Raw genomic sequence first — 12349 nt, 5'->3', positions numbered from 1 at the left:
CCCCTCTGCGCCGCGCCTCCTGTGTGGTATCGTGCAGGTATGTGGAACGAACGGTACAGCGCTCCGGGCTATGCGTACGGCACCGAGCCCAACGACTTCCTCGCCGGGAGCGCCGCGCAGATTCCGCGCGGTCGCGTCCTCTCGCTGGGCGACGGAGAAGGACGCAACGGGGTCTTTCTCGCGACGCTCGGGCAGGCGGTGACGTCGGTCGACGCGTCACCCGTGGGGCTTGCCAAGGCGCATGCGCTGGCCGAGACCCGTGGGGTGGTCATCGAGACCATCACCGCGGATCTCGCGGAGTTCGTCATCACGCCCGACGCGTGGGAGGGGATCGTTTCGATCTTCTGCCACCTGCCACCATCGCTGAGGCAGCGCGTGCACGCGCAGGTGGTGCGCGGGCTCGTGCCGGGGGGCGTCTTCGTGCTGGAGGCGTACACCCCGGCGCAGCTGGCGCTGGGGACCGGTGGTCCGTCGGATCCGCAGATGATGCCCACCCTCGCGTTGCTGCGCGACGAGCTCGCGGGCCTTGAAATGCTGCATGCCGTGGAGACCGAACGGCCCGTGCGCGAGGGGGTGTTTCACGACGGGCGCAGTGCGGTGGTGCAGGTCGTGGCGCGTCGGCCACGCTAGCGGGCCATTGGGCGCAACCGTCCGATTGCAGTAACGTAGTGTGGACTGAATGGCGCTCCGGAGTGCCCGGCGCGCCGCGCTCCAGAACCGTTTCCCGCCTGCCCGTGTTCGAATCCCTCAAGACCACCATCGCCGATCTGCTCGGCGGCCGCGTGAATCCCAGCGACCGGCGCGCCGTGATCCACGACATGAAGCAGGCGCTCGTCTCGGCGAAGCTCGGCGTCGAGGATCTCGAGCAAGGCGTCGAGGTGACGCGCCGCAAGCTCGAGGTGGAACGGCAGGGACTCGAGACGGTCGCGCGTCGCCGGGGACTGGCCGCCGGCATCAACGATGCGGAGACGGTGGCGATCGCCGAGAAGTTCGAGGTCCAGCATCGCGAGCGCATCGCCGTCCTGGAGCGCAAGCTCGAGGCGCAGGAAGCCGAGGCGGCGCTGGCGCGGCGTGACTACGACGAGATGCTGACTCAGCTGAAGGCCGCGGCGGCGGGCGCGGGCAGTGTCGGGGGCGGCGGCGCGCCGGCGGGCACGTCGCGCGAACCCAGCGACGCCGAGCTCGGACTGCCCGATGACGGCGCGCTCAATGCGCAGCTCGACTCGCTCAAGCGCCAGGCGGCGCGCGAGGCCAAGGATGCCGACGCCGCGGCGCGGCTCGAGGAGCTCAAGCGCCGGATGGGGCAGCCGTAGACGCGCCGTCGCGACGGGGCCATGCGGCCGCCCCACGCGGCACCGGAATCTGTTTGACGAACGGCTCCCCAACCGCTACATAAAACCATCCGCGAAGGCGCGCGAAAACCGCGTCGGCGGCCCTGTGACGTCACGTTCAACGCCCTTCCCAATTCTTGGAGAAGACGCATGAGTGGTGGAGCCGATACGAACCGGGACGGCACGGTCCTCCCGGAGTTCAAGCAGCTGATGGGCCATCCGCAGCCCCTGTGGATGCTCTTCATGTCGGAGTTCTGGGAACGCTTCGCGTTCTACGGCATTCGCTGGGCGCTGGTGCTGTATATCGTGGCCCAGTTCCACGGCGGCTCGCCCACGGGGCAGGCCGAGGCGAACCTGACCTACGGGTCCTACCTCGCGCTCGTGTATGCGGTGGCCATCTTCGGCGGCTACGTCGCGGACAAGGTGATCGGCTACCAGCGTTCGATCCTGACGGGGGCCGTCTTCATGGCGACGGGCCTGTTCCTGATCACGCTGCCCGACCCGACGATCTTCAAGCTCGGCCTCTCCACCATCGTGGTCGGCAACGGGCTGTTCAAGCCGAACATCTCGACGATCGTCGGCAAGTGCTATTCGCAGGGCGACGAGCGCCGCGATTCGGGCTTCACGATCTTCTACATGGGCATCAACGCCGGCGCGTTCCTCTCGCCGCTGCTCACGAGCTGGCTGGCCGAGAACATGTTCGGCACCGACGCGATGCCCGCGTACAAGGTGGTCTTCCTGACGGCCGGCATCGGCATGCTGATCTCGCTGGTCTGGTTCTACATCGGCCGGCGCCAGCTGCAGGGGATCGGCGCGCCGACGGCGGACCAGCAGAACCGGATGCGCGTGATCTACGTGGCCATCGGCGCGGCGCTGTGCGTGCCGGTCGTCTACATGCTGCTCGCCGTGGGCGGCAAGAACCTGCAGTGGGTGCTCACCGCGATGTTCCTGGGTCTCTCGGCGATGCTGCTGCTCGAGGGGATCCGTGAAGGCGCGGTGGCGCGCGACAAGACCATCGCGATGCTGCTGATCTTCGTCTTCAACATCATGTTCTGGATGTTCTTCGAGCAGGCCGGCAGCTCGTTCACGTTCCTGGCCGACCAGATCGTGAACCGCCAGTTCGGCTCGTGGACGTTCCCGACCGGCTGGTTCCAGAGCGTGAACGCGGTGGCGATCATCCTGTTCGCGCCGATCGTCGCGTGGGTCTGGGTGGCGCTCGCGAAGGTGAATGCCAATCCGTCGATCCCGCGGAAGTTCGGCCTCGGCCTGATCTTCAACGGCCTCGCGTTCCTGCTGCTGATGTATGCGCTGTCGAGCCTGCTGGGCGCCGACAACAAGATTCCATTCTGGACGCTGGTCGCGGTCTACCTGATCCAGTCGATCGGCGAGCTCTGCCTGTCGCCCATCGGGCTGTCGATGGTCACCAAGCTGGCGCCGGTGAAGCTGGTCGGCCTCGGCATGGGCGGCTGGTTCCTCTCGACGGGCATCGGCAACAACCTGTCGGGCATCTTCGCCAGCGAAGTCAGCGGCGCGACCGGGATGACGACGGCCTCCGCGCTCAGCGGCTACACGTTCGGCTTCTGGGCGCTGTCGATTGCGGGATTGATCCTGCTCGTGGCGGCGCCGAAGGTGCAGAAGCTAATGCACGGGGTGAAGTAGGCGACGCAGGCTGAGGGCTGATCGTTGATGGCGGATGGCTGATGGCGGATGGCAGATGCGAACGGCGGCCTTCGGGCCGCCGTTTCGCTTTTTTGCTGGGCAGTGATGGCCGGCGCGGTGGTGCGCGGCTACCAGGGAATGCGCGGGATGGCGGCGAGGAGCGCCTGCGCGGCGCTCGACGATGGGGCAGCGAACAGCGCGGCCGTGGGCGCGACCTCGACCAGGCGTCCCCGTTGCATGACCGCGACGCGCGTGGCGATGCGTTCGACGACCGCGAGGTCGTGCGCGATGAACAGGTAGGTCAGCGCCCGTCCGGCCTGCAGCCGCGCCAGGAGGTCGAGCACCTGGGCACGCACGAGAACGTCGAGCGCGGAGACCGCCTCGTCGAGGACGAGGAACTCCGGCTCCACGGCGAGCGCACGGGCGATGGCGATGCGTTGGCGCTCACCGCCCGAGAACTCATGCGGATATCGGGTGGCATCGGCAGCGGAGAGCCCGACCTCTCCGAGCAGGCGGGCGACGCGGAGGTCCGCCGCGTCGCGCGGCGCCAGGCGATGAATGTCGATGCCCTCGCGCACGATGTCGCCCACGCGCATGCGCGGATCAAGGGATGCCTTGGGATCCTGGAAGACGATCTGCGCGCGCCGGCGGAATGCCGCGAGTTCCCTCGGCGCGAGGGACAACACATCCGCGCCATCGAAGCGCACGTGTCCGACGGCGGGAACAAGGCGCACAATGGCACGGACCAGGCTTGTCTTGCCGCTCCCCGATTCGCCCACGAGGGCGAGAGTTTCGCCGCGCTCGACGTCGAGCGAGACGCCATCCACGGCGCGCGCGCGAGATCCGCGTGCGGCGTACTCGACCACGAGGTCGCGCACCTCGAGCAGCGCGCTCATCGGTGCGCTCCCGCGGGCCGCACGGCATTCACGAGCGCGCGCGTCTGGGCGTGCTCGGGTGAGCCGAGCAGCTGCCGCGTCGGCGCATCCTCGACGAGGCGACCCTCGTGCAGCACCAGCGTCCGCTCGCAGGCGGTGGCGATGACGCCGAGGTCGTGGCTGACGAGCAGCAGCGCCATTCCGCGCTCGCGCTGCTGCGCGCGCAGGAGTTGCAGCACCTGCGCCTGCACCGTCACGTCGAGCGCCGAGGTCGGTTCGTCGGCGATGAGCAAGGCCGGATCGAGCAGGAGCGCCAGGGCGAGCAGGACGCGCTGCCGTTCGCCGCCCGAGAGCTCGTGCGGGTAGCGTTGCGCACACTGATGGGCGTCGGCAAGGCCGACGCGATCGAGCATCGCCAGGGCCGCCCGCCGGGCCCGCGACGCATCCCGCTCCCCGTGCGCGAGCGCCACCTCGGCCACCTGGGGGCCAATGCGCTGGCGCGGATTCAGCGCCGAGAGCGGTTCCTGGAAGACCATCGAGACGCGGCGGCTGCGCAGCGTGCGGCGTGCGCCGCGCGACGCCGTCAGCAGTTCGTGGCCCTCGAAGTAGACGCGACCGCGTGCCGTCAGGGCATCGGGCAGCAGGGCCATCAGCGCGAGGGCGAGCGTCGTCTTGCCGCTGCCGCTCGCGCCGAGCAGGCCGACCGTCTCGCCGGGTCGCAGCGAGAATGTGACGTCGCGCAGGATCGGAACCGGCGCGTGCTCGCGGGCGCTCGAGGCGTCGATGTGCAGGCCCTCGACCGTCAGCAGCGCGCTCACCGCGCACGCTCCTCGCCGGCGATGGCGACGCGGAGCCGGTCGGCGAGCACCAGCGCCGAACCGACCGTGAGCGTGATGGCGCCCACCGGGAAGATCACGAGCCACCACGCGCGCGTCAGGAAGTCGGTGCCGTCGAGCAGGATGTTGCCCCAGCTGGGGAGCGGCGGCTGGATGCCGAGCCCGACGAAGCTCAGCGCCGCCTCGAGCGGGATGACGGCAGCGAGGGCGAGCGCGGCGGCGACCGCGAGCTGCGGTGCGACCGCCGGCAGCAGGTGACGCCAGACGACGCGCCACGATGACGCGCCCAGGGCGCACGCCGCCAGCACGTACTCCCGCTGCAGATGGTCGCGGAACTCGGCCCGCACGATGCGCGCGGTGGTCAGCCATCCGCTGCCGCCAATCAGCAGCACCAGCCACCACGGAGAGAGCGTCCCGAAGGTCGCGACGAGGGCGATCACGACGAGCAGGCGCGGCATCGCGATCAGCACGTCCACGAGTCCCGCCACGACCGTGTCCACCCATCCGCCGAGCACCGCGGCCATGGCGCCAAGGGCGGTGCCGAGCGTGACCGAGAGCAACATCGCCCCGGCGGCGACACCGAGCGAGATGCGCGCGCCGTGCAGGATGCGGCTGAGCACGTCGCGCGAGTACGGATCGGTGCCGAACGGGTGCGACCACGATGGCGCGACGAGGCGAAGCGCGACCGGATCAGGCTGGGCGGTGGGATCGTACGGCGCGAGCCACGGGGCGAACAGCGCGGCCAGGGTGACGGCCGTCAGCACGCCGCCCGCGACCCGCGCCACGCGGTCGCCGTGCAATCGCTCCCAGGTGGGCGACGCCACTAGCGCTCCGGCGCGCGCCGCGGCGCGACGAGGTCGGCGATCACATCGGTGAGCGTCCGCGCCACGATGGCGACGAGCGTGGCCAGCAGCACGACGGCGAGCACCAGCGGATAGTCGCGCGCGAGGAGGGCATCGAAGAGCGTGAGCCCCATGCCCGGCCAGCCGAAGATGCGTTCAATGAGCACGGCCCCGCCGACGAGCGAGGGCAGGGCGAGTCCGAGGAGGGCGATGACGGGGCCGATGGCGTTGGGGAGGGCGTGACGGCGCAGGACGTCCCATTCGCCGAGCCCCTTGGCGCGCGCCGTGCGGATGTAGTCCTCTCGCATCACGCCGAGCAGTGCGGCACGCTGATGACGGGCGACGCGCGACGCGACGGCGAGGGCGAGCACGGCCGCGGGGAGCGCCAGGTGCCAGAGTAGGTCGATGAAGCGTTCCCAGAGCGGCCATGCCGCCGCGTCGCCGAGGCTGCCGATGCCGGCCACCGGGAAGATGCGCCAGCGAGCGCCCAGCCACGTCATGGCGAGCAGGGCGAGCAGAAACTCGGGGAGCGCCACCCCGGCCAGCGTGAGCGCGCCGAGCAGATGGTCCTGCCAGCGGCGATGGTGGCGCGTTTGCACCAGCGCAATCCAGACACCGGCGGCGAATCCGACGACGAGTGCGGTGCCGATCAACAGGAGGGTGCGCGGCACGGCGTCGGCCACGACGGCGGCGACGGGCCGGTGCAGCGACGCGGAGTAGCCGAGCTCACCCTGCACGAGCGCGCCCGTCCAGCGAACGAACCGTTCGCCGGGCGGCAGGTCGAAGCCATACCGGGCACGCCATTCGGCCCGCACGGTGGGCGGGACATCGGCGCCATCGAGCGCCGTGGCGAAGGGATCACCGGGCGCGAACTGGAGCAGCACAAAGACCGACGTCGCGACCACCGCACAGACGGCGGCGGCCTGCAGCACTCGAAGGGCGAGGCGGCGCGCCACGCCTCAGGGTGTGCCGGCGGCGCGTCGGTCGCGCGGGAGCCGCTGCGCCGGATCGATGGACCAGCTCGCGACGCCCGACCACCAGGCGTCGGGGCGCAGCGGGCCGACGGTCAGCCGGCGATGCAGTCCGGCGAAGAGGCGCGGCTCATAGAGCCAGATGGCCGGCGCGTCATCGATGGCGGCCTGGTAGGCCGCGCGAAAGTGGGCGCGCACGGCGGCGGTGCTGGTGGCGGCGAGCGCACTGTCCACCTGCGCGTCGAAGGTCGCGTTGCTCCACCGCCCCCAGTTCTGGCCGCCACGCGCCGGGCCGGGCGTGCCCCACAGGTCGCGCACGCCGCGCGGACTCGGACTCGTGCGGACCCCACCCACGAGCGCGTCGAAGGCGCCGCGGTGCGCGCGGTCGAGGAAGGCGTTGAAGTCGGCCTGCTCGATGGTCACGGCCGCGCCGACGGCCTTGAGCTGCGCCTGCAGGAGCACGGCGGCCGCCTGGCGCGTGCGGCTGGACGCCGGCACGAGCAGTGAGAAGGCGAGCGTCCGGCCGCCGCGCTCGCGCACGCCATCGCCGTTCAGGTCGCGCCAACCCAGCGAGTCGAGCAGCTGCGTCGCGGCGGCGCGGTCGAACGGAATGCCGCGCAGCGTGGTATCGGCCGTCCACTGGGTGCGCGAGAACGGGCCGATGGCGGGGTGCGCGAGGGTATCGAAGACGCTGCGCACGATCGCCGTGCGATTGACCGCCATGGTGAGCGCGCGGCGCAGGGCCACGTCGCCAAAGAGCGCATGCGGCAGATCGCCCGCGCGCGCATCGCGGAGGTTGAACTGCACGAAGGAGTAGTCGAAGCCGCCGTAGGCGCGGGCGCGCACCTGTCCGTCGGCCGGCAGTTGCGCGAAATCCGGCGGCGCGAGCTGCTCGAGGAAATCCGCCTCGCCGGCGAAGAGGCGCGCGGCGACCGTCGCGCCCTGCGCGGCGACGACGAAGACGACGCCATCGAGGCGCGGGCTGCCGCCGTAGTAGGCGCGGTTCGCCGCCAGCTCGAGGCGGGCGCGCGGCGTCCACGAGACGAAGCGGAAGGGTCCGCTGCCCACCGGGGCACGCACCTCGGGCGCATCGTGCAGCGCCGTGTCGGCGATCGCCGAGAGGCGGTGCGCCGGGAGCGGAATCAGCGTGTAGACGAAGGCGTAGAATTGCTCGGGCGTGCGTTCGCGAAAGTGCACGCGCGCGGTGCGCGGATCGGGAGCGGCGATGGTATCGACGCTCGCGAGGGCGACGCGCTGCACGGCGCCCACGGCGCTGTCCGTCCAGACGCGAAAGGCGTACTGCACGTCCGCCGCCGTGACGGGACGTCCGTCATGCCAGCGGGCGCGTTCATCGAGGTGGAACGTGATGGTCAGCGAATCGGCCGACCACTCCCACGACTTCGCGAGCTTCGGCACGAATCCGGCGTCGCCGATGGTGTTCAGCGACGGGCCAATGTCGGCGAGCTTGTCGTAGAGGAGTTCCGTGACGGCGCGGCCCTGGCTGCCCACCGCGAGGGGCGGAAAGAGGGTCTCGGCGTCGGCGCCGGCGGACACCACGAGCACGCCGCCGCTTGGTCCGAGGTCGCGGCTGCGGCAGCCAACCGCGGAGACGGTGAACAGGACCAACGCGAGTCGGCGCACGACGCTTGGGGTCACGACGGGAAATGTTAGAGGCTAACGGTCAGCGGCGCCACGTCCATTCGGGATCACGAAACTGCGCGAGAGCGTCGTCAAGTGCCCCCGCCTCGGGTAGTGCGGCCTCCCGCGATAGGACGAGTTCCTCCGGCGACCGGGCACCGGCATCGGCGGCCACCACCCGGAACAGGGCGTCGCGAACCGCGTCGTACGACGCCTGGTCACCGAGGGCGTCGCGCAGCGACGCCGCCGGGGCGGACGGGAGATAGGGGCCGACGGCAAAGCGGGCGATGCGGCCCTGATCATCGTCCAGGAGAATCGAGCCGTGCTGCAGAAGCGCGCCGTCCCGCCGCACTTGCGCGCTCCCGACCAGCTTGCGGCCGTGCAGCGTCAGCTCCCCCGCACTTGGCACGGCAAAACAGGCTGACCCCTCCGGACGCATGGCGCGCGGTTCCGCCGCCTCAACGGCGGGGACGCCGAGCAGATGCAGCGCGCGAAGGAGCAGCTGATTGAAGTGGCGGACGCTTTCCGTCAGCGGCACACGCTCGTCGAGGGGCGCGGTGATGGAGTACGTGACCTCGTGATGATGCAGCAGCGCCCGCCCGCCGGTGGGGCGTCGCACCAGGTCCACGCCGGCCGCTGAAATGGCCGCGGCATCATAGTGCTGGCGGGCCGCCTCGTGTCGTCCGAACGAGAGGGTGGGCCGCTGCCACGCATAGACGCGGAAGACCGCTTCGCCGAGGCGTCGGGCACGGTCCATCAGCGCGACGTCGCACGCCATGTTCCAGGCGCCGTCGCGCGCTCCCGTGTCGAGCAGCTGCCAACGCGTCACGTCAGCGGGTCATGGCGTAGTAGATCACGTAGAACCACGACAGCACGCCGTGCAGCATGGCCCAGAGAATCGACTTGTTCACGCTCCACGAGATGGCAATTGCCAGGGCCGAGCCGAAGCTGATGCCGGCGCGAGTGGCTTCCTGTCGGGCAGACAATGTGGGCTCCGTGAGGTGGATAGATGAACTTACGGGGTGCAGGGGGCAGGGAGCAGGGTGTGGTGCGGGGGCGGGGTGCGGGGTGTGGTGCAGGGGAAATAGAAGCGGTTTTGCGCTGTGAGGGCCGCCCCTGCAAATGCTAGGGCAATCCCTTTCCATCGCGGTGCCCCAACGAAGCAAGCGGCTCGTTAGTTTTATGAACGTCGCGCGCCGCACCGCACCCGCGTCGGGGGCGCCCGCAGGCGCGCCGCACTGGAGAAGCGCGTACCGTGACTTCGACTTCGATTCCGCAGCCGGACGTTTTCACGCCCCGGCACCTTGGCCCGTCGGACGCTGACGTTGAGGCCATGCTGCAGGTCCTTGGCTATCCGTCGCTCGACGCGCTGATCGACGCGACCGTTCCCGCCAACATCCGCTTTGGCCGTTCGCTGAACCTGCCGGCCGCCATGTCGGAACAGGATGCGCTCGCCGCGTTCAAGGCGCTCGTCGCGCCCAACCAGGTCTGGCGCACCTTCATCGGTCAGGGCTACTACGCCACGCACACCCCCGCCGTGATTCAGCGCAACATCCTCGAGAATCCGGGCTGGTACACCGCGTACACGCCGTACCAGGCCGAGATTGCCCAGGGGCGCCTCGAAGCGCTGCTGAACTTCCAGACGACGGTCATCGATCTCACGGGCCTGCCGGTGGCAAGCGCGTCGCTGCTGGACGAGGCCACGGCCGCCGCCGAGGCGATGCAGATGGTGCATGCCGGCAAGTCGGGGCGCGACGTCTTCCTGGTCGCGGACGACTGCCATCCGCAGACGATCGACGTCGTGAAGGCGCGCGGCGCCGCCCGCGGCATCACGGTGAAAGTGCAGCCCGCGGCGTCGTTCACGCTCGACGCGACCGTGTGCGGCGTGCTCATCCAGTATCCGAACACCTTCGGCGTCATCGAGGACTGCCGCGCGCTGGTGGAGCGCGTGCACGGGGCGGGGGCGATGGTCGTGGCCGCCACGGACCTGCTCGCGCTCACGCTCATCGCGCCGCCGGGCGAGTGGGGCGCGGACATCTGCGTCGGGAACGCGCAGCGCTTCGGCGTGCCGTACGGCTACGGCGGCCCGCACGCGGGCTTCCTCACGACGCGCGACGAATTCAAGCGGCTGATGCCGGGACGCATCATTGGCGTTTCGCGCGACAGCAATGGACAGCCGGCGATGCGCATGGCGCTCGGCACCCGCGAACAGCACATCCGTCGCGAGAAGGCGACGAGCAACATCTGCACGGCGCAGGTGCTGCTGGCCGTGATGAGCGGCATGTACGCCGTCTGGCACGGGCCGCACGGCCTGCGCCGCATCGCGCAGCGCGTGCACCATCGCACCGAGACGTTCGCCGCGGGCGTGCGGGCGCTGGGACACGTCGTGCTGCACGATGTCTTCTTCGACACCGTGCACGTCGCGCCCAAGGGCGGGGCGGCCGCCGTGAAGGCGGCGGCCGAGGCCCGGCGCCTCAACCTGCGCTACTTCGCCGACGGCACCATCGGCGTGTCGATGGGCGAGACGACCACCGTGGAAGACGTCAGCGACCTGCTGTCGGCATTCGGCGGCAAGGGCGCGGCGCAGCCCGCGGTGGACGCGCGCTTCGACGAACGGTTTGCCCGCACCAGCGACTTCCTGACGCACCCGATCTTCAACACGCACCACTCCGAGACGGGCTTCCAGCGCTACGTGCGCTCGCTCGAGGCGAAGGACCTGTCGCTGGTGCACTCGATGATCTCGCTCGGCTCGTGCACGATGAAGCTGAATGCGGCGGCCGAGATGTTCCCGGTGACGTGGCCCGAGATCGGCAACATCCATCCGTTCGTGCCGGTGGAGCAGGCGCAGGGGTATCGCGCGCTGTTCGACAAGCTGGAGGGGGCGCTCGCCGAGATCACGGGCTTCCACGCCGTCTCGCTGCAGCCGAACGCCGGCTCGCAGGGCGAGTACTCGGGGCTGCTGGTGATCCGCGCCTACCATGCGTCACGCGGCGAGGGACACCGCAACATCTGCCTCATTCCGCAGTCGGCGCACGGCACCAACCCGGCCAGCGCGGTGATGGCGGGGATGGAGGTGGTCGTGGTGAAGACCGACCCGAACGGCAACATCGACGTGGACGACCTCAAGGCCAGGGCGGCGCAGCACGCCGCCAACCTGGCGGCGCTGATGGTGACGTATCCGTCGACGCACGGCGTGTTCGAGGAGGCGATCACCGAGATCACCAAGGTGATTCACCAGCACGGCGGCCAGGTCTACCTGGACGGCGCCAACATGAACGCGATGGTCGGCCTGTGCCGGCCGGGTGACATCGGCGCGGACGTCTGCCACCTGAACCTGCACAAGACGTTCGCCATTCCGCACGGCGGCGGCGGCCCGGGCGTCGGCCCGATCGGCGTCGCCAAGCACCTCGCGCCGTTCCTGCCGGGACACGTGGCGGTGAAGACGGGCGGTGCGCAGGCGATCGGCGCGGTGGCGGCCGCCCCGTGGGGAAGCGCCAGCGTGGTGCCGATCTCGATGATGTACATCATGCTGCTCGGGGCCGAGGGGCTCACCAAGAGCACCAAGATCGCGATCCTCAACGCGAACTACGTGGCCAAGCGACTCGACGCCGAGTATCCCGTGCTCTACAAGGGCAAGAACGGGACGATCGCGCACGAGTGCATCGTGGATCCACGCGCCTTCAAGGCGACGGCGGGGGTCGACGCCGGGGACATCGGCAAGCGCCTGATGGATTACGGCTTCCACGCCCCGACGATCTCGTTCCCGGTGCACGACACGATGATGATCGAGCCGACGGAGAGCGAGCCGAAGGCCGAGCTGGACCGCTTCGTGGATGCCCTGCTGGCCATCCGCGCCGAGATTGCGCTCGTGGAGTCCGGCGCGCTGCCGCGCGGCGACAATCCACTGGTGAACGCGCCGCACACGATGGAGGCCTGCACGGCCGACGCGTGGACGCACGCCTACTCGCGCGAGACGGCGGCGTTCCCGCTGCCGTGGGTGCGGACGCACAAGTTCTGGCCGAGCGTCGGCCGCGTGGATAACGCGTGGGGCGATCGGAACCTGGTCTGTGCGTGTCCGCCGACGGACGCGTACGCGTCATAGAGAGACAACAGAGAGACAACAGAAAGACAACAGAGAGACAACAGAAAGAGCGCGCCACGGCATCCGGCCCCGGCGCGCTCTGTTGTTTCTCTGTT

The 12349-nt window shown here is 70.1% G+C and carries 11 protein-coding genes; 4 read left to right on the top strand and 7 right to left on the bottom strand.

Annotated elements, in window-relative coordinates:
- The first annotated feature begins 39 nt into the window (after positions 1-39).
- The 3 genes from VGJ96_07375 (at position 40) to VGJ96_07365 (ending at position 2990) form a co-directional block, all read left to right on the top strand.
- Positions 40-630 carry a class I SAM-dependent methyltransferase gene (locus VGJ96_07375; GenBank protein ID HEY3286927.1) on the top strand — a complete coding sequence of 197 codons (591 nt, stop codon included), beginning with the start codon at positions 40-42 and terminating at the stop codon, positions 628-630.
- 104 nt (positions 631-734) lie between these two features.
- Positions 735-1313, top strand: a complete 579-nt coding sequence (locus VGJ96_07370) for a hypothetical protein (protein ID HEY3286926.1) — start codon at positions 735-737, stop codon at positions 1311-1313.
- A 168-nt stretch (positions 1314-1481) separates the two neighbouring features.
- Positions 1482-2990: a peptide MFS transporter gene (locus VGJ96_07365; protein HEY3286925.1), complete on the top strand. Its 1509-nt coding sequence runs from the start codon at positions 1482-1484 to the stop codon at positions 2988-2990.
- A gap of 128 nt (positions 2991-3118) precedes the next feature.
- Here VGJ96_07365 and VGJ96_07360 read toward each other — a convergent pair whose 3' ends face one another.
- The 7 genes from VGJ96_07360 to VGJ96_07330 are packed head-to-tail and all read right to left on the bottom strand — an operon-like array spanning position 3119 to position 9138.
- Positions 3119-3886, bottom strand: a complete 768-nt coding sequence (locus VGJ96_07360) for a dipeptide/oligopeptide/nickel ABC transporter ATP-binding protein (GenBank protein ID HEY3286924.1) — start codon at positions 3884-3886, stop codon at positions 3119-3121.
- On the bottom strand, positions 3883-4683 hold the full coding sequence (locus tag VGJ96_07355) for an ABC transporter ATP-binding protein (protein HEY3286923.1): 801 nt from the start codon (positions 4681-4683) through the stop codon (positions 3883-3885). Before VGJ96_07355 ends, VGJ96_07360 begins: the two co-directional genes overlap by 4 nt.
- Positions 4680-5525, bottom strand: coding sequence for an ABC transporter permease (locus tag VGJ96_07350; protein HEY3286922.1), 846 nt, complete (start codon positions 5523-5525; stop codon positions 4680-4682). Before VGJ96_07350 ends, VGJ96_07355 begins: the two co-directional genes overlap by 4 nt.
- Positions 5525-6499, bottom strand: coding sequence for an ABC transporter permease (locus VGJ96_07345; GenBank protein ID HEY3286921.1), 975 nt, complete (start codon positions 6497-6499; stop codon positions 5525-5527). The genes VGJ96_07350 and VGJ96_07345 overlap by 1 nt, the downstream gene beginning before the upstream one ends.
- 3 nt (positions 6500-6502) lie before the next feature.
- Positions 6503-8170, bottom strand: coding sequence for a peptide ABC transporter substrate-binding protein (locus VGJ96_07340; protein HEY3286920.1), 1668 nt, complete (start codon positions 8168-8170; stop codon positions 6503-6505).
- A gap of 25 nt (positions 8171-8195) precedes the next feature.
- Positions 8196-8981 (bottom strand): hypothetical protein, encoded by a 786-nt coding sequence (locus VGJ96_07335; protein ID HEY3286919.1) that lies wholly within the window; start codon positions 8979-8981, stop codon positions 8196-8198.
- Between the two features lies 1 nt (position 8982).
- Positions 8983-9138: a hypothetical protein gene (locus tag VGJ96_07330; protein ID HEY3286918.1), complete on the bottom strand. Its 156-nt coding sequence runs from the start codon at positions 9136-9138 to the stop codon at positions 8983-8985.
- A gap of 269 nt (positions 9139-9407) precedes the next feature.
- On the opposite strand from VGJ96_07330, the gene gcvP reads away from it, so the two are divergent.
- Positions 9408-12254 (top strand): aminomethyl-transferring glycine dehydrogenase, encoded by a 2847-nt coding sequence (gene gcvP, locus VGJ96_07325; protein ID HEY3286917.1) that lies wholly within the window; start codon positions 9408-9410, stop codon positions 12252-12254.
- The last annotated feature ends 95 nt before the right edge of the window (positions 12255-12349 follow it).

This window comes from Gemmatimonadaceae bacterium (assembly GCA_036504815.1).
Taxonomy (GTDB): Bacteria; Gemmatimonadota; Gemmatimonadetes; order Gemmatimonadales; family Gemmatimonadaceae; genus PNKL01.
Note: the sequence above shows the minus strand (reverse complement) of the source record. Positions and strands in the feature narration are given on the sequence as shown.